The organism is bacterium, from assembly GCA_024224155.1.
In the GTDB taxonomy this organism is placed as follows: Bacteria; Acidobacteriota; Thermoanaerobaculia; order Multivoradales; family JAHEKO01; genus CALZIK01.
Genome location: JAAENP010000385.1, coordinates 55,111 through 76,288, shown reverse-complemented (window position 1 = coordinate 76,288; position 21,178 = coordinate 55,111). Strand labels below are relative to the sequence as shown.

Sequence of the window (21,178 nt, the reverse complement as noted above, 5' to 3'; positions counted from 1 at the left end):
GGCGCCGTCGCAACCGAGACCAGCGCGATCCGGGCCGCCAAGTCGGGCCTCTCCGACCCTCGACGGCCGCTTGCCGTCCTCCTCTTCCTGGGCCCGACCGGCACCGGAAAGACGGAGCTGGCCAAGGCCCTGGCGGAGTTTCTCTTCGAGGACGAGCGCCGGCTCGTCCAGATCGACATGTCCGAATACGGCGAGCGACACGCCGTCGCCAAGCTCATCGGCGCGCCCCCCGGATACGTGGGGCATGAGGCGGGCGGCCAACTCACTGATCGGCTCCGCAGCCAGCCCTATTCGGTTGTCCTGTTCGACGAGATCGAGAAAGCTCACTCGGACGTCTTCGATCTCTTTCTCCAGATCTTCGAAGAAGGGCGCTTGACCGATTCTCGGGGCCGGCGAGCCAGCTTCCGCGACGCGGTGATCGTTCTCACCTCGAACCTCGGAAGCGCGCCGTTGCAGCAGACGGCCGGTCGGAGGATCGGATTCTCGGACGACGCCGGCTATTTGTCCGGATCTGCAAAGGGAGACGCGGCCTCCCAAGAGGGGCTCCGGCAGGCCGAATACGAGGAGCCTTTTCGAACCGCGGTGGCTCAGACCCTGCGGCCCGAGCTACTCAACCGGATCCAGCACATGGTCGTTTTCAAACCTCTCACGCAAGCGGTGCTCCGAGGCATCATCGACAAGATCCTCGGGGGGCTGCGTAGCCGACTCAGTGAGCGGAATCTCGACATCGAGCTCGCCGAATCGGCCTATGATCTCTTGGTGGAAGAGGGCTTCGACCGCGAACTCGGGGCTCGGAACCTCGAGCGCACCATCGATCGGCTGCTTGTCCAGCCGTTGGCGACAGCTCTCCTCGAGGCTCACCCCACGGAGGGCTCCAGGATCCAGGTGGAGGCCCGTGGCGACCAGTTGGTGCTCGAAGTCCCGTATCGGACCGAATAGGCTGCCGCGACTCCGGGGTTCGTTGCTCACAGGCAGGCCGGGCTGTTGCCGGCGCTGAAGGTCCCGCCGATCTCGATGTCGCCGAGGAATGTCACCGTCGGCGCTTCTATCGAGATGCTCACGCCGCTGACGATGAGACTCGGGCCCAGCGTTGCAGCGCCCGTCGCGAGATGGGCCTGCGTCCCCGTGAGCGTCTGGTTCGCCAGGATCACACCCGGCGGGCAGGAGGAGCACGGCGTCGTGGTCAGACTGAGAGCGTAGCTTTCGATCTCGCTGTCGTCGCCGAACTCATCGACTTCCACGAAATAGGTGCCGGCGGAAAGCGCATCGACGCCGCAGGTGCGGTCGATAAGAGAAAACTGGCCGCTGCCGTCGTCATCGTCGAACTCGATCTGGGATGCAGCGGCATCACGCAGCCACATCCTGGTATCCGCGCTCGCGCCAGAGGTCTCGAGACTGACCTGAGACTCCGCCGCCAGCGTAAAGGTCGACCAATCGTCGTCGCCTGCCGGGCAGATGCCGTGGCTCTTCGGCACCCCCGAGGTGATGGCATTTGCCTGAGCGGAGCCGTCGTCGGGCTCGAAGGCGTCCGCGGTGCACGGGGCGCCGGTCGTGCTGACGCTCAGGTCGTACATCTGGTTGAAGTCGTTGAGGCCGAAGGTGCGCACGAAGTAGGTGCCCGCTCCCTCGGTCAGAGCCAGATTGCTGATCGTCTCGGCGAGTCCCGCGCCGTTGGCGTCGGCCGAGCCGAGGACGTTGGCGCCGGATTTGCCGCGAACCTCGAGCGCCAGATCGCTCTGAATCAACGAGTTGAAGTTCGTGCCCGCGGTGCAGCTGCCGTTGGGGTTCTGCGGCCCGTTCAGATAGGTGCTTCCGGTCGGGTTCAGCGTGACGGTGACTTGACTGCCTCCTGCCACCTGGAAGCTGTAGAAATCCGTGTCGGTGGTGCTGTCGACACTCAGCGTTGTGCGGGTCACCGGCACGCCGGTCTGCGGTACCGAGCCGAGAGAGGTCGCGGTGCCCGACGCGTCGTTCTGGCCGGGAAATTCGTCGCGGTCGCCATAGCCGCGATTCGCGGCGTTGATGTCGTCGACCTGCGGACCGTCGAAGGCGGTGCTGATGAAGGGCTCCATCAGCTTGGTCTGGTTGGTCGGGCAAACGTGGTTGAAGCCCATGCCATGACCGTGCTCGTGGGCGAGCACGTTGCGAGTGCCGCGCGAGTTGTTCGACGTGCTGGAGTAAAAGCTGGTGTTGCTGGTGTCGATGATCATGTCGCCGTTGTTGGGGAAGTAGTTGCAGGCCAGGACGTTGGAGCCGGACTGTCCGTCGACGAAATGGCCGCCGATTCGTAGGTCGGCGCGAGTTCCAAGAACACCCGCCCCTCCGGTAACGAGGGTTGTGCCATCGTCGTTCGGCTCGTAGACGTAGTTGACGCCGTTGAGTAGGCCCCAGTCGGTGAAGATCTGCTCAAAGACCGGGAACCAGAGTCTCTGAGTGAGATCGGTGCCGCCGGTCGATGCCGGGTCACGAATGGCGTCTAGAAAAGCGATCAGATCGCTCGCTCCGGTCTCCCCCGCCAGGCCGCAGCCGCCATTGCCGATGGCTGTGCCGTCGGCCACGAATCCCCAAGTGAGCGTGCCCGGATCCCCGTGAACGAGGCCCGACGGATCGCTGGCCGTATTCGACCACCGAGAGAAGTCGTTGAAGAAGAAGGCGTTCTCGGGAGGCTCGGGCGGTGTGAAGGAGCAGTAGGGATCGCCGCCTTCAACCTCCCAAATGGTGGACAATTCCTCCTGCAATACCGGAAACGGCTTCTCCTGAGAGACGAGGCTGGACGCCGGAAGGCTCGCTCCCAGAAGGCACAGCCACACCCTGGCAAGGCGGCGGGTGTTGGCTCGAATTGGCTGGCTTCCCATTTCCATTCCTCCGCGATGGCCGTTTCCGGAGGCAGGAAGCCGAAGGCCCCTGCCATTCCCGACGGTTATAGCGTGCTCGCGCCGGCTCGGCTATGTTGTTTGTGACACTGCCCAGACCGACGTTGCCAAGCTCCGCCTCCCGCCCACCCCGGCGAGCGGCCGGCGCCCACCCTCGGGGGGCTGGCGGCGTTGGACCGGCAGTGCTACACAAGGCCTGTCCGAGCGGCCCAGACGTGCGATTGCCGACCGTCAAAAGCCAGCGGCTCTCGTTTGGCGTCGCTGTCTTTGTCGCTCGAAGAGGAGACTTAGAGGGAGAGAGGGGCGCTGACATGACCCGAAGAAGCTGCCACCGTCGCGCTGGTTCTTGCCATGCCGGTCGAGACTCGGCGCGGCGGTCTCGTTTCAGCCGATGCCTCATTCTCCTCGTCGCACTGCAGGCGCTGTCCTCAGTTGTGTCGGCGCAGAACGACCTCCAGCCGAGCTTCGAGTTCAGCTTCTCGAATCCCGGCGCGCGGAGCATGGGCTTCGGTGGGGCCTTCGCCGCTCTCGCGGACGATGCCACGGCCGCGTTCGCCAACCCCGCGGGTCTGACTCAGATCGTCCGGCCCGAGATCTCCATCGAGGGCCGTGCCTGGAGCTATTCCACCCCGTACGTCGCGGGCGGTCGGATCTTCGGAGAGCCCTCGGGCACCGGCCTCGACAGCACCCCGGGGCTGCGGGAGGGCGAGTCGTCCGACGACCTCACGGGCCTCTCCTTTCTCTCGTTCGTCTATCCGCGGAAGAGCCGGTCGCTGGCGTTTTACCGTCACCAACTGGCGAATTTCGAGACGACCTCGGCACTCCAGGGGCTCTACAGCGGCCCGTGGCCGGAAGGAGCCATCCGCAGAGAGTTTGATCAGAGCAAGGCCGCCAACCTCCGAGTCGTAGCCCACGGACTGACCGGTGCCTACAGCGTCAACGACCAGTTCAGCATCGGCGTTGGCCTGACGTATTTCGCTGGCGATCTCTCTTCGATCTCGGAGGTTTGGGGCGCAGCCGGCTCGGGTTTTTTCTCACCCGCACCTACGACCCCGGAGAATCTAGGCTACGCCGCATCCGTGGACATCGACGACACCGACTGGAGGCTGTTGGCCGGCTTTCTATGGCGCATCGCCCCGCGCTGGCGCACGGGGGGCTTCTTCCGCCAGGGACCGGAGTTCGATAGCGTCTCGGCGCTCACAGCCGGTCCACAGAATCCGTTCGGCCTCCCGGCCGGCGCATCGCAAGTCGTTCTGCGTCATCCCATGGCCTTCCCAGATGTCTACGGCCTGGGCTTCGCCTATCGAGCCCTCGGTGAGCGCCTCACCCTCGCATTTGAATGGGATCGGATCGGCTACTCCAGCCTCCTCGGCTACTTCAAAGCCACCGGATTCGAGAACCAGCTGGAAGACGCGGACGAGCTCCACCTGGGAGCCGAATACACTTTTTCTCACACCAAACCGATGATCGCTCTCCGGGCCGGCGCCTGGCTCGACCCTGCCCACCGGATCCACGACGACAGTCACTACGTGACTCGAGCTGTCTTACCGCCCGGTGAGGATGAGCTGCACGTCTCCGTCGGGCTCGGCGTCGCGTTCTGGGCGCTTCAGCTCGACGTCGCCGCGGACTTCTCCGATCGGGTGAACACCGTCTCCTTCTCCACCATTCACAGCTTCTGATTCGTCGCGGCGTCATCGGGCGCTCCGCCTAGCGCAAGGAGAAACGAACCGTCAGGGTATAGCGCACCGAGATCGGGTGGCCGTCGGAAGGGTCAGAGAGGTCAGCTCGGTCGTGGTTGGACGCGCAGGCCGTCGACGATGCTGTCGCCCGGGTGGAGAATGACCCGGTCGCCCTCGTCGAGGCCGCTCACGACCTCGGCGACGAGGCCGCCCATGCGGCCGATCTCGACCTTGCGCACGCGCGCTCTGCCGCCATCGACCGTGAAGACGACCCAGTCGTCGCCGTCGCGGAATAGGCTGCCGGCGGGCACCTGGAGAACGTCCTCCCCTTCCCACAACACGACCCGCAGCTCCACCCGGAAGCCGTCGGCCAGCCCGGGTCGGCCCGCCGGCGGATCCTCGAAATCAACTACTATGTTGACCCGCTGCTCCTCGACCCCGAGAGCCGAGATCTTCATGAAGCCCGAAGGCTCGACCCGTCGCACTCGTCCCTCGAGCGCGCGCTCCCCGCCCCACTCTTCGATCAGCACCCGGTCCGCGGGCCGGATCTTGACCGCGTCCGCCGAGAGATAGTCGGCCACGATCTCGAGGTCCTCGGGCGCGCCCACCTCGAGCAGCGGCTCTCCCGCGGGCACTACCGCCTCGCTTTCGCGCATCCGGCGCAGGACCACGCCGTCCACCGGCGAGCGCAGCGAGATCGGAGAGCCGGCTTCGCCACCATGCGGATTACCACCACCGAGCGCACCCCCTTCGAGCAGCCGGGCACGGGCCACTTCGAGCTGGTAGCGGGCGGTCTGAGCGGCGAACTCGGCCGCCTCTCGGGCTTCCGCCCGGCTGCGCGCCTCGAGCTCCGCCGACTCGAGCTCCTCCTCCGAGACGATCTTCTCCCCGGCCAGGCGCCGGAAACGCTCGACCTCGGCCTGGGCGAACTCGAGCTCGGCCGCGGCGCGGTCCCGGTCCGCCCGCGCGCGCTCGAGGCTCGCCCGCGCGGCCCGGGCGCCGGCCTCCGCCTCGGCCCGGCTGCGAGCGTCGAGCAGGGTCGGTGTCTGCGGCTGGAAGATGGCGAGCACGGTCTTGTCCGCCTCGACCGGGTCGCCCGGCTCGAGCTCGATCCGCTGCACGCGGCCGGCGAGGGGCGCCGAGACGACGAAGCGATCGCGCACCCGGGTCTCGCCCTCTTCATCGAGGGTCACCAGCAGGGGCGCACGGCCCGCTTCGGCTATGTCGACCAGCTCGGGCCGCGGCCTGAAGGCCCAAGCCAGGAGCAGCAAGAGCAGGGCTGCCCCTACCACCCAGGTGAGCTTGCGCTTGTCTGTCCATTTCATGATCTCGTCCTCCGTCATTCACGTGACTTCAGCACCGCCACCAGATCGAGCCGATCGAGGCGGCGGCGAACCGCGAGACCGGAGAGCGCCGATACCGCGGCTACCGCCACCGCCGACCAGGCGTAGCTCACCGGATCGGCCACCATCGGAATACGCAACAGCTCCGACGCCAGGGCCTCGATGATGCCGCGGCAGAAGCCGTAGCCCAGCACCAGGCCGAGCGGGATGGCAAGCAGCGTCACCACCGCCAGCTCCCCGAGCAGGATGAAAGAGATCTCGGCTCGGGTGAATCCCAACACCCGTAGGCTCGCGAGGTCGCGCTCGCGCTCGGAAAGCGAGATCCGGGCGCTGTTGTAGACCACGCCGCAGGCGATGACGGCGGCGAAGATCAGGTTGATCGTTATCATTAGCCCCAGCGTCTGGCCGATGGTGTTCTGGAAGCTCTGGTAGGCCGCCGTTGTCAGGCTCACCCCGGCGACCCGTGGCGTTGCCTTCAAACGCTCGTGGAGCCGGTCGATCTCCGCCGGATCGACCTTGAGAAAGGCACCGGAGAGCACGCTCCCCTCGCGCATCATGCGGCGCAGGGCGCCGATCTCCATGTAGGCCGAGATCCCCATGACCTCGTCGACCAGGAGCGACACCGGGACCGTGCGGGTCGGGCGGCTGCCCTCGAGGATCTCGACCGTCATCCGGTCGCCGACCTCGACGCCGAGGGCTCTGCCCAGCGTCGACGAGAGCACGAGTCCAGCGGGTGGGAGCTCGACGGCCCCCGCGGTCTGACCGACCACCCTATTGAGCCGAGGTGTGGCCGGCAAGCCGAGGATGGCGGCTTGCCGCGAGCGCGAGCCGTGGCGAAGCCGCGCCGGCACGGCCCGGAAGGGCTCGGTATAGAGGACGCCGGGCATGCGCTCCACCTCGTGGCGCGCCGCCGACGAGGTTGGCTCGACAAAGGTGGTGGTGACGTCGTGCAGCATGACCTCTTCGAATTGCACCTTCATCAGAAGGTCGATGGCGTCGACGAAGAAGAAGCCGAAGACCAGGAGCGCGATGGCGAAGGCGATCCCGGTGGCGGAAAGCAGCGTGCGTACCGGGCGCCGGCCCAGGTTGCGCAGGATCATCCGTGCCGGCTCGGAGAGAAACCGAGCCAGACCGATCCGCTCGAGCCAGCTCCGTTTGAAGCTCGCCGGAGGCTCGGGTCGCATGGCCTCCGCCGGCGGTAGGCTCACCGCGCGTCTGACGGCGCCGAAGGCACCGAGCGCCGCGGCGGTCACGCTCACGGCCAGCGCGGCCAGGGCGATCCTGGATGACAGGAAGTACTCGAAGCTCGGGAAGCGGAACCACTGACTGTACATGCTGGTCAGACCTCGGCCCAGCCAGGCGCCGACGGCTACGCCGATCAGGCCCCCGGCCAGTGCAATCACCAGACCGAGCTTCGTGTAGTGGAGCGCCACGGCTCCGTTCGAGTAGCCAACCGCCTTCAGAGCGGCGATTTGGGTGCGCTGCACCGAGATGATCCGAGACAGCACCACGTTCAGCAAGAAGGCGGCCACCGCGAGGAAGACCACCGGCAGGATCGATCCCATCGTCTGCATCTCGCGCATCTCGTTGGCCACGAACCAGGCCGAAACTTGCAGCCTGCGAGGGATCGCGCCCAGGCCGCCGTAGCGCCGCAGCACACGGTCGACATCGGCAATCACCTGTTCCGAGGAGGCACTTGGAGTCAGGGTCAACGCGAGGTCGTTGAAGCCGCCTTCCATGTCGAAGGCCGAGGCCAGCGCCCGCCGCCCCATCCAAAAGACGCCGAACCGCCGATCGTCGGGGAGCAGGTCGCCCGGCGCGATCGTGTAGACGAACTCAGGTGACAGGGCCACGCCCACGATCTGGAGCTCCCGACGCCGACCGTTGATGATCGCTCCCACCCGATCGCCGGGCTCGAGGCCGTGCGCGAGGGCGAAGGCCTCGATCACCAGAACCTCGTCCGGTCGCCCTGGCTGGATGTAGCGCCCTTTGACCAGGTAGACGTCGTTCAGAATCGCCCGTCGGTGCTCCGGGATCGAGAGCAGCTGACCGACCGCCGGCTCGGTCATCCCGGCGACGTCGAGCGTCGCCTGGACCACCACCCGCGGCTCGACCCTGGCCACCCCGGGCAGGGCCTCGATCCGCGAAACAGTCGCGAGGGGTGCCCGCTTGAGCGAGGCGAAGACGTCGGCGAAGCGATACCGATCGTAGTAGGTCGCATGGGTGTGATCGAGCGACTCGAAGGTGGAGAAATACATCGTGAACATCGCCACCCCCGCGGCGATCACCAGACCGATCGCCAGCGCTTGCCCCTTGAGCTGTCTCAAATCGCGTAGGAGTTTTCTGTCGATTGTCAGCATGGCTTCACCATTCGAGCTCGCGGGCCTCGGCCCGCCGTTCGTTGCGCTCCTCGTTCGCGATTCGGCCGTCGGCGAGCCGCAACACCCGGTCCGCCATAGCGGCGATGGCGACGTTGTGGGTGATCACGGCGACTGTGGTGCCAAGCTCCCGATTGACGCGCGCGATCGCGTCGAGCACCAGAACGCCGGTTGAGATATCCAGCGCGCCGGTCGGCTCGTCGCAAAGCAGAACGTCCGGCTGCTTGGCGATCGCCCGCGCGATCGCGACTCGCTGCTGCTCGCCGCCGGAGAGCTGCGCCGGGAAGTGATCTTTGCGATCGCCGAGCTCGACCAAGCCCAACGCTTCGGCCGGATCCATCGGCGCCTCCGAGATGTCCGTCACCAGGGCGACGTTCTCGACCGCGGTCAGACTCGGGATCAGGTTGTAGAACTGAAAGACGAAGCCGACGTGCTCGCGCCGGTAGCGGGTGAGCTCGGTCTCGTTCGCCGCGGTCAGCTCGTGGTCCCGGTACCAGACCGTTCCCGCGGTCGGGACGTCGAGTCCCCCCAGAATGTTGAGCAGGGTCGACTTGCCGCTGCCCGAAGGCCCCAGCAGGACCACCAGCTCGGAGGCCCAGAGCTCCAGGTCCACCCCTCGCAGCGCGTGCACCTCGACCTCACCCATGTGGTAGACCTTGGTCACCTCGTGGGCAACGAAGGCGGGCTCACCAAAGCCCGTTGGCACGACCTGGCCCGCTTCTCTCATTGCCGTCGCTCCCAATCCATGCTTCTTCCACTCCGTCTCAGCCTCTTCATGGATAGGCCTCGGTTCCGCGCTCTCGCCGGTCGAGCCGAGGCCCTTCCTCTCCACTTTGTAAGCGACAAAACGAGGCTCCTTCCGCAGCTCGTGGGCACTTGCCATTCATCCGGCCGAAACGGATCAAGACACGTTGGCGCTGGCGATGATCCGAGCGTTTCTCAACGCGGGCCCACACGAAACGGTTGTAAGCGGGAACATGATTGCCAGGAGCAACCACTTTGCGATCGGCGAACGAGCGGAAACCGGTAACGCGACACTGGACTTCACGGCACCCTCCTTCGGAGCAATGGTCTTTGGGTGACGGCCAGGCGGCCCTCGGTCTCCCCGGGTGCGCTGTCCGCCTCGCGTTCCGTTTACCACCTGGAGTCTTGGGCGGCCATACCCACCTGGGTGGTCCACGCGGGCCACCTTTGCGGGCAGCCTTGCGCATCGCCTTGCCCGCGTGCTGGGAACGGCCCCGGCGTGCTATATAGGTACTGGGAGAACGCGCCAGCCGCAAGGATGGGTAGAAAGGAGCGCCCTGGATGACACTCGAACTCCGACCCGAAGTTGAGCCCGAGCGTGTAGCCATGACGAGTCCCGAGCCCTGGAAGCCGAACTGGCACGCTCCGGTGAGGCGCCGCGAGGTCCTCGCCTGGATTTCGGCCTTGGTCCTGGCCCCGTCGATCGAGGGCATCGCCCGCGCCTCAGGGCTGGGCGTGCTGGGCGACCCGAGCGGCGCGACCTTGGCGCCGGACGAGTTGCCAATCGGCTATCTCGAGGGCAGCGATGTCTGGGACCTGTCGAGCCTCGAGCAGTCCATGCCTGGGGCGCGAGTCGTGCCGGCTCGAGCGCTCGCGGGGGGTGACGTGGATCTCTCGCTCGGATGCGCCCGCGTAACCGTCCACGGGCTCTATCCGCAGTTGCCCAAGCGGGGCGTGTTCGATCGTGTCGATCTCTCGGTGTTTTTTCCGTCCCCGGAGCTCGACCAACCGGATGAGCTGCTCAGCTACTTCGCGTGGTCGTATGGAGAGAGCCCGGTCCTCAACCTCGGCGCATCCAATCGGTTCGATGTCCCGGTGGGGATCGACGGATCCCTGCCGCTGCTTGTCGAGACCTTGCCTTGCCGGTCGGGCTCGATCCTCGGCGCGACTTTTCCGACATCGGATCCGACATCGGGATGGATGCCCGACACCCCCGAGGTGCTGTCTCGCTTCGCGAACTTCACTGTCGATAGCGACCCGCTCCGGCCCAAGCTCCGGAGCGGAGCCTATCTCCTCGCGGTGAGCGGGAATCCCTGGCCGGAGCCGGTGACGCTGCCCCATGCCGACGAGATCCCAGCGCCGGAGCTCCTATCGCTTCTCCTGACGGTCGAGGAGCACGTTGTCGCGGAGGGAGCCGAGCATGACGGTGAGTCCTCCGACGCCACCGAAGTCGTCGATCCCCTTGCCGAGCCCGACCCGGATCCCGTGGGCTCGTGCGACGGGACCAACGGCGACTTGGTATTGGTCTCCCAGGAGGTCAACTCCACCACGACCGAGTCGGCTTGCCGCTCGATCGCCGCCAGCGAGTACAAGGTGCGCGATGGAGGTGCCGTAACCTTCGATTCACCCTCGATCGCCCTCGGCGACGGCTTCGAAGTGCAAGGAGAGTTTGCGGCGAAGAACCGACCGGTTTGATGTGAGTCCTGTTCGAGGAAAGGCCCTTTCTTCCCATAAGTGGCGGGCCGGATGGATAAACCGCTAGGCTAGCGCCTCGATGGTTTTCCGGCCCGGCGAACGGTTCAATATCGCGGACTACTTCCTCGATCAGCGAATTCAGGAGGGACTCGGCGAAGCCGTAGCCATACGTACCGACGAGGGCTCCATGACCTACGAGGAGGTGCTACTCCTCGCGAGTCGCTTCGGACAGGCTCTGAGCCGAAAAGGAGTCCGGCGGGAGGAACGAGTCCTGATCGCGCTGCGCGACTCGCCGGAGTACGTTGGAGCCCTGTTCGGCATTCTGAAGCTGGGCGCGGTGGTGGTCATGGTCAACCCCGATCTGGAGGCCGACAACCTGGCGGCCTTGCTCGACTACAGCCGCGCGACGTGTGCGGTGGTCGACGCTTCGGTGCTGGACTCGTTCGAGAGAGCGGCACGGAAGGCCAGTCGTCGCCCGGCCCTTCTCGTCGTCGGCGGGACCCCGGCCGGTTCGGAGTCCTTCGAGGAGGTGGCAACGGGTCTCGATGGCAACCTGACGACAGCGCCTACCCACCCCGACGACCCCGCAATCTGGCTCTTCTCCGGGGGCACGACGGGGCGGCCGAAGGCCGTCGTCCAGACTCACCGGTCCTTTGCAAACACCACCGAGTGCTACGCCAAGAAAGCGCTGGGATTTTCTCGGGACGACATCACACTCTCGGTACCCAAGCTCTTCTTCGGCTACGCGACCGGGTCGAACCTGCTGTTCCCGTTCGCGGTCGGCGGCTCGACCGTCTTGTTCCCCGAGAAGCCGACGGCCGAGATTCTGTTCGAGAAGATCCAGCGTCATCGCCCGACCGTGCTGATCAATGTGCCCACCATGATCAACCAGATGGTCAGTCATGCCCAAGCCGCCGAACGGGACTTCTCGTCGCTCCGATTTGCGACCTCTGCCGGTGAGGCCTTGCCGGCTCCGCTCTACGAGCGCTGGAAGGAGACCTTCGGCACCGAATTGCTGGACGGCCTGGGAACCGCGGAGATGTGGCACATCTTCGTCAGCAACGTCCCGGGAGCGGTCAAGCCCGGAACGCTCGGCCGGGTCGTGCCGGGCTTCGAGATCAAGGTCTGTGACGACGAAGGCCGGGAAGTTCCGGACGGCGAGATCGGCCGCCTCTGGGTGAAAGGCGAATCGCGTGCCATCGGCTACTGGCAGAACGTGGCCAAGACCGCGGAGTCGTTTCGAGGCGAATGGTTCGTGGGTGGCGATCTGGTGCAAAGAGACGAGGCCGGATACGTGACCTACTGCGGTCGCGGCGACGACGTGCTCAAGGTCGGTGGCAAGTGGCTCGCGCCGCAGGAAGTCGAGAGCTGCCTGATGCGACATCCCGCGGTGGCCGAGTGTGCGGTGATCGGGGTTTGCAATGAGGACGGGTTGACCAAGCCGTGTGCCTTCGTGATCAGCACCGGGCCGGGGGACGATCTCGAAGAGGTGCTCAAGAGCTTCGTGCTCGACAATCTGCAGCCCTATAAGCACCCACGCCGGGTCTTCATCGTCGACTCTCTACCCCGAACGCACCTCGGCAAGGTCGATCGGGGAGCCCTCAAGAAGCTCGCACGGGAGTAGGCATTGGATATCGATCGTTTTTCATTCCTGGACCGGCCCCTGGAGGAGACTCTGGAGCTGGACCGGCTCCTCGCGGCGACCGAGGTGCCCAGCGACGACGTCGGCCTGCGCTTCTACCTCGAGGTCCTGGGGCTCGAACATCTTCACTATGGGCTTTGGGACGAAGCCGATTCGCTATCCCTGGAAGGAATGCGCGCCGCTCAGAAGCGTTACCTCGATCGCCTGCTCGGCTTGATTCCCGATGGCGCCAAGCGAGTCCTCGACGTCGGGAGCGGAGCGGGCGGCAACGCGCGCGCTCTGAAAAAGCTGGGCTACGAAGTCGAAGGCCTGAGCCCCGACGCCTCCCACGGGGAGAGGTTCCGGGCTGCGACCGGCTTCAGATTCCACAAGTGCCGCTTCGAAGACTTCAAGAGCGAAACGCCGTTCGATCTCGTGCTCATGAGTGAGTCCGCGCAGTACGTGCCGCTCGAGCGGCTCTTCCCGGCCGTCGAGCGCGTGCTCGAACCCACGGGCAGCCTATTGGTCAGTGACTACTTTCCGCTGGTCAAAGACGGCAGCTATATCGTCAAGAGTGGCCATCTCCTGGCCGACTTCTTCTCGGCCGCAGAGGCCGCGGGCTTCGCGCTGGAGCACGAGGAGGACGTCACCGAGCAGGTGGCGCCGACTCTCGATCTCGCCTGCCAGCTGGCCGATCGCTACCTCTTCCCCACCTTGCGACTGGCGTTCCTGCGCGGCGGTCAAAAGAAGCCTCGCTTGACCCGCGCGGTTGCGCGCTTCCTGCGCAAGCGCCTGCGGCGAGTCGGCGCCCGTATGGAGAACATCGATAGCCGCCTGTTTCGAGAAAAGAAGCGCTACTTGATCTGCCGCTTTTCGCGGGCGGCCGGGCCAGGCTAGTCGGTCGAGCCACTCCCCTCGGTGGGCGCGGAGACGGCCTTCGTATCCCCGGGTCGGGTGTTGGTGATCAGGAGGACTTGCTTCCTGGCCAGCCGCGCTTCCGCCACCGTGTGCAGACGGTCGAGGAGGACGGGTGGAAGTCCCTCGAGCTTGCCGCCCTGAACGACGGCAAATACGGTCTCCGGCCTCTCCAGGTGCCTCTGAACGTCGAACAGGTTGTCTACTTCGAGCGTGTACAGACCGTTGCCGTAAAAGGCGAAGTGCTGTGGCAGGTTCTCGAGCCAGAACGAGACGATGGGAAGCCCGGATTTGCGGTACTCGCGCGTTTCCTTCTCTATCGCCAGCGAGAACGCACGTGCCGATTTGCGCGGCTCGAAAGCCGGCCAGAGCACCGATGCCACGAAGAGATAGAGCACCGCGAAACCGGCCGCCGGGCTGAGCACGGACCTCAACAAGGGCCCTTTTGCCGCCGCGTGGATGGTGGCTATTCCGGTCGCCGAGAGGAGCACCGCGAAGATGACAACCGCCCACTGCGGAACGAAGTCGTAGTCGCCCGCCGCGATGGGAGCGTAGATCGCGGTTCCGATCAGGAGGGCGCCGAGGATCGTCTGGCCGAGCGTGATCCACCGTGGACCCGGAAGGCGTGCGCCGGTCTCCTCCGCCTCATTCCAACCGGCAAGGTTGGCGACCAGGGCGGCGGTCATCAAGGCGATGGCTGGCAACGCCGGTAGGGCGTAGAGCTCGCGCTTCTCGGTCGAAATCGAGAAGAAGATGACGACGAACCAGGCTGCGGCCAGCAGGAATCGATCGAACGACAGCCGCCGGCGCCAGGCCAGCACCATCGCCCCCGGGAGCAGAAAGGTCCAGGGCATGATCATTGCGGGCAGCACCTCGAGGTAGTACCACGGCGGCCGCTTGTGGTGCAGACCGTGAATCCCCCGGTCGACGAAATGCTCCTTGAGCGCTCCCCAGACCGAGTACTCACCGCCACTGCCGAAGGTGGCGAGTAGCATCCAGGAGACGATCACGAGCAGAAACAGCCCCGGTCCCGCCCAGGGCGCAAAAGCCCGCCAGAGTCCTATCTTCCGGTCTCCGAGCAATACCACGACCGCGATCCCCAGCGGCAGGAGCAGTCCGACGGGGCCCTTGGTCAGGACCGCCAGTGCCAGAGACAGCCAGAACAACAGGCCCGCTCGAAGACCGTTCCGATCGCCGGCGCGGAACTCGACAAAAGCGGCCAGCGCGATCCAGATCAACAAACACAGGACCGCATCGGTCTGGACCCAGCGCGCCTGTTCCCAGAACATATAGCTGGTGGCCAGCACCAGGCCGGCGAGCGCCGCCGTTCTGTTGCCGTAGAACCTTCGTCCGAGGCGCATCGTGATCGCGAGGGTTCCGAGAGCGGCAAACACCGAGGGCAGCCGCGAGGTCCAAAGTGTCACCTTTCCGAACGGCAACGAGACCAGGGCGATGAGCCAGAAGAAGAACGGCGGCTTGTCGGTACTGACGACGCCGTTTACGTGGGGAACGGCCCACTCGCCGTCGACGACCATCTCGCGAGCGCCCTCGGCGAAATAGGGCTCGTTCGGTGCCCACAGATCTCGCCCACCCAGCCACCACAGGAACAGAAGCGCCGCCAGAAGCAGGACGAGTCGCTGATGCTTCATGAGGGGTAGGTCAGCGGGACCTCGGCGCCGGGCCCGAAGAGGCGATCGCACCAGAGATCCAGCGCCAGCAGGTTGAACAACGGCTTGCGGTGATCGGCCCGGCAGGCCAGATGGTCTGCCAAGAGACGGTTGACGCCCTCGGGCGAAAGAAGTCCCCGCGCCTCGATTCGATCGCGAGCGAAGCGCTTCTGCAGATCGCGGCCCAGGCCGTGAAGGACCCAGCGCGAGAACGGGATGTTGAAACCCCGTTTGCGTCGGCTCAGCACCTCCTTCGGCAGCCGCTTGCGGACGGTGCGGCGCAGGATCGCCTTGGTCGTCAGGCCCGAGAGCTTTTGACTCGACGGCAGGCCGGCGACGAACTCGGCGAGGTCGTGATCCAGGAAGGGCGCCCGCGCCTCGAGTGAGGCCAGCATCGTGGCGCGGTCGACCTTGGTGAGCAGATCGTCCTGCAGGTACATGGTGAAGTCGGTGTAGAGCAGGAGCGAGAGATCGTCCGGAAAATCACGTCCCGCGAGACGGTCTCGGGCCGAGCTCAAAGGCTGGTCCGAGGCCAGGCCTTCGCGCAGAGGACTCGACAGAATCTCCTGCTGCAATCCGGGACCGATGCTTCCGAACCAGGTGTGGTGACGCTCTACGAGGTCCTTCTCAGCGGCGATCGCGAATCTCTCCAGAAGATATCCCGGTCCGACGTTGCCCATCTTCACCGGCATCAGCCTGAGCGCCGAACGCACCAGGGCCTTGCGAAGGCCTCCGGGCAGCTTGCGATAGCCCGCGGCGACCCTGTGGCCTAGATAGGTCGGGTAACCGGCGAAGAGCTCGTCGGCGCCCTCCCCGGACAGCACGACCTTCACCTTCCGGCGCGCGTGGCGCGAGAGCAGGTGCGTGGGAATAATCGATGCGTCTCCGAGCGGCTCGTCGAAGCCCTCGGCTACGAGCCTGAGGCCTTCGCCGAGGTCGTCCTCGGTCAGCACGAGCTGGTCGAAATCGGCACCGAAGAACTCGGCCGTTTCCCGCGCGAACCGCGACTCGTCGAAACTCTGATCCGTGTGGCCCAGAGAAAAGGCCGGGATCCCCGGACCGAGCTGCTCGGCGAGGTATGCCAGCACCGTCGAAGAATCGATGCCGCCGGAGAGAAAGACTCCGATCGGCACGTCGCTTCGGCTGCGGCGTTGGACCGCGAGGCCGAGTAGGTGGTCGAGCTCATCCGCCAGATCGCTCGTCGACCGACGGGCCAGCGACTCGTTGCCGAAGTGATCGGCGAGGTCCCAGTAGGAGCGCACCGAAGTCTCTCCGTCCGCCGCGATCAGGAGATGGCCTGCGGGGAGCTTGCGGACCCCGGCGAGCGGCGTCAGGGGCGCGGGAAAGAAATCATGTTGTAGATAGCGGCGAAGGGCGACCGCGTCGACGCTGAGCGGAATCCCCGGATGCTCGGCCAGGGCGCGGAGCTCGGAGGCGAACACCAGCTCGCCGCCGGTTTGCCAGTAGAAAAGAGGCTTTTCGCCGGCGCGGTCGCGCGCGAGCAGCAACCGGCGTCGGCGGCTGTCCCAGATCGCCAGAGCGAACATACCGTTGAGCTTGTGAACCAGATCAGCGCCGTGCTCCTCGTAGAGGTGAGGCAGGATCTCGGTGTCAACGCCGGTGTGAAGAACATGCCCGCGTGTCTCGAGCTCGGTCCTGAGCTCATCCGCATTGTAGATTTCGGCGTTCGCCATGCACCAGACGCTCTGGTCCTCGTTCGCGTAGGGCTGCGAGGGACCGTCGGGATCCATGATTGCGAGCCGGCGAAAACCGAATGCGCATTCCTCCTTCTCCACCGAGCCCAGACCGTCCGGTCCGCGGTGTCCCAGGGTCGCGGTCATCCGCCGGACCGTCTCGGCCCGCCGGCTCGGGGCGAGTCCACCCCCGAAACTACCTACGATTCCGCACATAACAGACCGACTGCCTCAGAGCTTCCGATTGTCTCAGTGCCCGCGGCGCAAGAGCAAACAAGCCGGCCCCGGAGCAGCGTCAAGAAACCGAAGAGGCCGGCGCCTCATCCGGCACGAGGCGACTGCGCAGCCAATCGGGCACGCGCTTCTTCTCGAAGCTGTCGAGGTCCGTGCAGACCGTGACGTGCCGGCTCTGCGCGATCGCATCACTTTCGCCGACTCGAAAGATCCGGTAGCTCCATTCCACCGACGTCGTACCGATCTTTTTGATCTCCATTTCGATCTCGACATCTTCTCCGTATTTGAGAGGGCGGAGGAAATCGATCTCGATGTGTACGGTGGGAAAGGCGACCCTACGCTCCAGCAGGAGCTGGTCGTAGTCGATGCCCATGACTACCGAGAAACAGTCCTCCATGCCGACGTGGCAGTAGTGCAAGAAGCGTGGGAAGTAGACGATGCCGGCGAGATCCACGTCGCCGAAGCGCACCTTGAGATGAGTCCTATGCTTCAACACGAGCTCCGGGTCGGAGTCTATCGCCGGCGGCGCTTGGGACGCGGCGGAACCGGCTTTCCGGGCTGATACTGGCCAGGCCACTTCTGTTGCCAGTACCCGTAGCGCTCGGCGGCGTGGAGGGTGAGATAGGCGTCCCGAAGATGCGGTCGCGCCATCACGGCAAGGTCGGCCCGCCCGGCCGCGAGCACCGTGTTGGCGTGGTCGGCTCCGAGCAGGGCCCCGACCGCGGCTATGGGCATTCCGGTTTCGTGCCGGATCCGATCGGCGAACGGCACTTGGTACATCCGACCGTATTCGACTCTCGACTCGGGCACGTTGCCCCCCGAGGACACGTCCAGAAGGTCGCAGCCGGACCGAGACAGCAGCTTGGCGATCTCGACCGATTCCGCGGCCGTGATCCCGGAGCCGTCGGCCATCCAGTCACTGGCCGATATCCGCACCGACATCGGCTTGTCTTCCGGCCAGACCGCACGCATGGAGCGAAAAACCTCCAGGGGAAAGCGCATGCGGTTCTCGAGCGAGCCGCCGTACTCGTCCTGCCGTCGGTTCGAGAGTGGCGAGATGAAACTCGAAAGCAGGTAGCCGTGCGCCATGTGGACCTCGATCAGATCGAATCCGGCCTCGGATGCGTACTGCGTCGAACGCACGAAGGCACGAGCCACGGCCTCCATGTCGGCCTGGACCATCGCCCGGGGCGCAGGCCAGTCCGGCTGAAACGGATTCGCCGAGGGCGCGATTGTCTCCCAGGCGCCCGCCGCCGCCGTGAGGGGCACGTCATCTCCCAGCCAGGGGTGACGAACCGAGCCCTTGCGGCCGGCATGAGCGAGCTGCACGCCGATCTTGGCGTCCGAGTTGGCATGCACGAAGTCGACAATTCGTGCCCAGGCGTCGACGTGCTCGCGTTTATAGAGCCCGGCGCAGCCGAGCGTGATCCGGCCCTCGGCGGCGACGTCGGTCATCTCGGTGATGATCAACCCCGCGCCCCCAATGGCTCGGTTGCCAAGGTGGACCAGATGCCAGTCGTTGGGGACCCCGTCCACGGCCGAGTACTGACACATCGGGCTGACCACGATACGGTTGACCAGCTCCAGGCCGCGCAGCTTGTAGGGCGTGAAGATCGGAGCCGGGGCCTTGCCGTCGAGGGGCGCCGGCGCGCCGGCATCTTGCCGGTACCACTCGTCCAGGCGCCCGATCAAGACCGGATCGCGCTGTCTCAGGTTGTCGTAGGTGATCCGTTTCGATCTAGTCATCAAGTTGAAAGTGAACTGGATCGGACTCTGGGTCTTGTAGCGTTCGGAGTTCTCGAACCATTCGAGACTGGTCTGGGCGGCTTTCTGGAGCTTGACCACGTCCACCCAGCGGGATTCCTCGTAGTGCGCCAGAGCGGCGGGAATGTCGACGATCCCGAGCCGGCGGAAGCTGTCGGTGAGCTGGATGGCGTCTTCCATGGCGAGCTTGGTGCCCGAGCCGATCGAGAAGTGAGCCGTGTGCGCAGCATCGCCCAGAAGGACCAGATTGCCTCTGTGCCAGGTATCGCAGTGAACGGTCGGGAACGACCGCCAGAGCGATCGGTTGGTCAGCAACTTGTGGCCGGCGAGGTATTCCGCAAACAGCTCCTGGCAGAACGCCACGGTGTCGTCTTCGCTCGCGCGATCGAGACCGGCTCTGCGCCAGACCTCTTCGCGGCACTCCACGATCCAGGTCCCGAGTCCGGTTTCGCCGGCCGCGCCGGCTTCACCGGATTCGAATGGATAGGCATGCACCTGAAACAGGCCGTGCGGCGTGTCTTTGAAAACGAAGGTGAACGCGCCCAGTGGTTTGTCGGTCCCGAGCCAGCAGAACCTGCATTTGCGCCAGTCGACCTTGGCGCCGAAGTGCTCGGAATAGGTTTCGCGAATCGCGCTGTTCACTCCATCCGAGGCCACGATGAGATCGGCGTCGGCAAACTCCGCCACATTCTCCACCTCTCGTTCGAACTCGAGCTCGACGCCCAGCTCACGGCAGCGTCTCTGCAGAATCAGCAAGAGCTTCTTGCGCGACAGTGCGGCGAAGCCGTGACCCGTCGAGATCACGCATTCGCCGGCGTGGTGGGTCTCGATGTCACGCCAGTACTTGAAGTTGGCGGTGATCTCGGCGTAGCTCTCCGGGTCCGCGTCCTCGAACGCTCCGAGGGTTTCATCCGAGAACACCACACCCCAGCCGAACGTGTCGTCGGCACGGTTCCTCTCGAGCACACGAATCCGCGAATCCGGAAAGGCCTTGCGCATCAAGATCGCGAAGTAAAGTCCCGCCGGGCCTCCTCCTATGCAGACGATTCTCATGGTGTGAACTGCCGTCGGCAGCTGTCCCGATTCTACCGGGCGAGCGGTAAGAGGTCGGGCAGCGCCCAGCGGGACCTACCAATCAGGCGCCATCAGCCGGCGCCTGCCGTCCTTCGACAGCCTGACGCCGGGCTCGTCGAGATTCTCACGATCCCAGAGCTGGCAGGTGACCTGTTTGTGTTTCTGGTCGAGCCCTTCGCAGTAGTTGGTGTAGACGCAACGGCGAATCTCGTCGCCGCGGCCGAGGCCGATCTTTCGGAACCAATCCGGGTCGGCGAGGCTCTGCCGGGCCGCAGCCACGATGTCGGCGTCGCCGCGGCGGAGGATGGCCTCGGCCTGCTCGAAGGTCGAGATTCCACCGGCCACGACGACGGGCGTGGCCAGGCCCGCCTCGCGTATCGCGGCCCGAATGCGGGCTGTTGCCGGTACGTTGCGTCCGAAGGGACCGGCCCGGTCCGAGATGGCGGTCGGCATGCACTCATAGCCACTGGGGCCGGTGTACGGATAGACCGCCCAGCCGATCTTGGGCTGCAGGGCGTCCTCGAACTTGCCGCCGCGTGACAGCGACAGAAAGTCCATGCCGGCGCGAGCGAACTCGACCCCGAAGTAGGTCGCGTCTTCGATCGAGCTGCCGCCTTCGATACAGTCCTCGCTCAAATAGCGGCAGCCCACCGCGAAGCTCTCCCCTACTCGCTCGCGAACCGCCTGGAACACCTCGAGCGGGAGTCGTACACGGCCCGCGAGCGAGCCTCCGTAGCCGTCGTCGCGCGAGTTCAGGCGCGAGAGAAAGGAAGCCATGGTGTAGGCGTGCGCAAAGTGCAGCTCAACACCGTCGAACCCCGCTTGCTGCGCCCGGCCGGCGGCGGCGGCGAAGAGTCCGGGCAGAACTCGAGGCAGTCGGCGAACGTGCTCCAGGTGGGTGTCGGTGACCCGCTCGCGGTAGCCGAAGCGGAGCGACTCGAGCTCCCTCGGAGTGAGCACCGTTTCCAGCTCTTCCTCGCCGAGGCCCTTCAGGAAGTCTCGCACGCGGGTGTCGGAATCCGGCCAACCGGCGGAGCGGCGGTGGCGATCCTCGATCTCGAGGTAGCGATCGAAGAACTGCTCCGGCCGCGGGCGGCGGCGGACGGTCAGAAAATCGATGATCTGTATGAGAAGCCGGGTGTGCCCCGCGCTCGAGTGCTTGACGGTTCGCGCCAATCGGCGCAGGCCGGGCACAAACCGATCATCGCCGATCCGTAGCAGCGGTCCGCTCGGGATGTCGCGAATGCCCGTGGCTTCGACCACCAGGACCCCCGGCCGTCCGCGAGCGAAGCGCTCGTACCAGTCCAGGATCTCCGGAGTCACGAAGCCGTCTTGGCTGGCCCGCCAGGGCACCATGGCCGGTACCCAGGTTCTCTGCTCGATCTCCACGGGGCCGAGCCGGAGCGGGCTGAAGAGCCTCGAGCTCGAGGCTTCTGCGGCTGTCGGCCAGCGGGCCCAGAGTTGAGAATGCTTGATCCGCTCGGGCGGCTTCCACAC

At 65.5% G+C, this 21,178-nt stretch carries 14 protein-coding genes; 5 read left to right on the top strand and 9 right to left on the bottom strand.

What is annotated here, in order from left to right; all coding sequences use genetic code 11:
• Window positions 1–939, top strand: a 939-nt coding sequence (locus GY769_19580; GenBank protein ID MCP4204122.1) for an ATP-dependent Clp protease ATP-binding subunit, incomplete at its 5' end; no start/stop codon positions are given.
• Between the two features lie 26 nt (window positions 940–965).
• Here GY769_19580 and GY769_19575 read toward each other — a convergent pair.
• The gene (locus GY769_19575; protein MCP4204121.1) at window positions 966–2,855 is read right to left on the bottom strand and encodes a matrixin family metalloprotease; all 1,890 of its coding nucleotides are present in this window, start codon (window positions 2,853–2,855) and stop codon (window positions 966–968) included.
• A 452-nt stretch (window positions 2,856–3,307) separates the two neighbouring features.
• Between GY769_19575 and GY769_19570 the strand changes: the two genes are divergently transcribed.
• Window positions 3,308–4,552 (top strand): hypothetical protein, encoded by a 1,245-nt coding sequence (locus GY769_19570; protein MCP4204120.1) that lies wholly within the window; start codon window positions 3,308–3,310, stop codon window positions 4,550–4,552.
• 101 nt (window positions 4,553–4,653) lie between these two features.
• Here GY769_19570 and GY769_19565 read toward each other — a convergent pair whose 3' ends face one another.
• Genes GY769_19565 through GY769_19555 form a run of 3 tightly spaced genes read right to left on the bottom strand, consistent with a single transcriptional unit; the run spans window position 4,654 to window position 9,000 of the window.
• The gene (locus tag GY769_19565; GenBank protein ID MCP4204119.1) at window positions 4,654–5,877 is read right to left on the bottom strand and encodes an HlyD family efflux transporter periplasmic adaptor subunit; all 1,224 of its coding nucleotides are present in this window, start codon (window positions 5,875–5,877) and stop codon (window positions 4,654–4,656) included.
• Window positions 5,878–5,891: 14 nt separating this feature from the next.
• Window positions 5,892–8,255 (bottom strand): FtsX-like permease family protein, encoded by a 2,364-nt coding sequence (locus GY769_19560; protein ID MCP4204118.1) that lies wholly within the window; start codon window positions 8,253–8,255, stop codon window positions 5,892–5,894.
• 4 nt (window positions 8,256–8,259) lie between these two features.
• Entirely contained in the window at window positions 8,260–9,000 is a 741-nt protein-coding gene (locus tag GY769_19555) for an ABC transporter ATP-binding protein (GenBank protein MCP4204117.1), read from the bottom strand.
• 578 nt (window positions 9,001–9,578) lie between these two features.
• On the opposite strand from GY769_19555, the gene GY769_19550 reads away from it, so the two are divergent.
• The 3 genes from GY769_19550 (at window position 9,579) to GY769_19540 (ending at window position 13,230) form a co-directional block, all read left to right on the top strand.
• Window positions 9,579–10,712 (top strand): hypothetical protein, encoded by a 1,134-nt coding sequence (locus tag GY769_19550; GenBank protein MCP4204116.1) that lies wholly within the window; start codon window positions 9,579–9,581, stop codon window positions 10,710–10,712.
• Window positions 10,713–10,791: 79 nt separating this feature from the next.
• The gene (locus tag GY769_19545) at window positions 10,792–12,336 is read left to right on the top strand and encodes a benzoate-CoA ligase family protein (GenBank protein MCP4204115.1); all 1,545 of its coding nucleotides are present in this window, start codon (window positions 10,792–10,794) and stop codon (window positions 12,334–12,336) included.
• A 3-nt stretch (window positions 12,337–12,339) separates the two neighbouring features.
• On the top strand, window positions 12,340–13,230 hold the full coding sequence (locus GY769_19540) for a methyltransferase domain-containing protein (protein ID MCP4204114.1): 891 nt from the start codon (window positions 12,340–12,342) through the stop codon (window positions 13,228–13,230).
• Here GY769_19540 and GY769_19535 read toward each other — a convergent pair.
• The 5 genes from GY769_19535 to GY769_19515 form a co-directional block, all read right to left on the bottom strand.
• Window positions 13,227–14,897 carry a glycosyltransferase family 39 protein gene (locus tag GY769_19535; GenBank protein ID MCP4204113.1) on the bottom strand — a complete coding sequence of 557 codons (1,671 nt, stop codon included), beginning with the start codon at window positions 14,895–14,897 and terminating at the stop codon, window positions 13,227–13,229. The two genes, GY769_19540 and GY769_19535, sit on opposite strands and share 4 nt — an antisense overlap.
• On the bottom strand, window positions 14,894–16,825 hold the full coding sequence (gene asnB, locus GY769_19530) for an asparagine synthase (glutamine-hydrolyzing) (GenBank protein MCP4204112.1): 1,932 nt from the start codon (window positions 16,823–16,825) through the stop codon (window positions 14,894–14,896). The genes GY769_19535 and asnB overlap by 4 nt, the downstream gene beginning before the upstream one ends.
• A gap of 79 nt (window positions 16,826–16,904) precedes the next feature.
• Entirely contained in the window at window positions 16,905–17,336 is a 432-nt protein-coding gene (locus GY769_19525) for an acyl-CoA thioesterase (protein MCP4204111.1), read from the bottom strand.
• A 20-nt stretch (window positions 17,337–17,356) separates the two neighbouring features.
• On the bottom strand, window positions 17,357–19,645 hold the full coding sequence (locus GY769_19520) for a bifunctional salicylyl-CoA 5-hydroxylase/oxidoreductase (protein ID MCP4204110.1): 2,289 nt from the start codon (window positions 19,643–19,645) through the stop codon (window positions 17,357–17,359).
• 90 nt (window positions 19,646–19,735) lie between these two features.
• Window positions 19,736–21,178 carry an NADH:flavin oxidoreductase gene (locus tag GY769_19515; protein ID MCP4204109.1) on the bottom strand — a complete coding sequence of 481 codons (1,443 nt, stop codon included), beginning with the start codon at window positions 21,176–21,178 and terminating at the stop codon, window positions 19,736–19,738.

Bases quoted from the DNA above. Each gene is read 5' to 3' on its own strand.
- GY769_19575 (MCP4204121.1), bottom strand. From the start codon at position 2,855: ATGGGAAGCCAGCCAATTCGAGCCAACACCCGCCGCCTTGCCAGGGTG.
- GY769_19565 (MCP4204119.1), bottom strand. From the start codon at position 5,877: ATGAAATGGACAGACAAGCGCAAGCTCACCTGGGTGGTAGGGGCAGCC.
- GY769_19560 (MCP4204118.1), bottom strand. From the start codon at position 8,255: ATGCTGACAATCGACAGAAAACTCCTACGCGATTTGAGACAGCTCAAG.
- GY769_19555 (MCP4204117.1), bottom strand. From the start codon at position 9,000: ATGAGAGAAGCGGGCCAGGTCGTGCCAACGGGCTTTGGTGAGCCCGCC.
- GY769_19550 (MCP4204116.1), top strand. From the start codon at position 9,579: ATGACACTCGAACTCCGACCCGAAGTTGAGCCCGAGCGTGTAGCCATG.
- GY769_19545 (MCP4204115.1), top strand. From the start codon at position 10,792: ATGGTTTTCCGGCCCGGCGAACGGTTCAATATCGCGGACTACTTCCTC.
- GY769_19535 (MCP4204113.1), bottom strand. From the start codon at position 14,897: ATGAAGCATCAGCGACTCGTCCTGCTTCTGGCGGCGCTTCTGTTCCTG.
- asnB (MCP4204112.1), bottom strand. From the start codon at position 16,825: ATGTGCGGAATCGTAGGTAGTTTCGGGGGTGGACTCGCCCCGAGCCGG.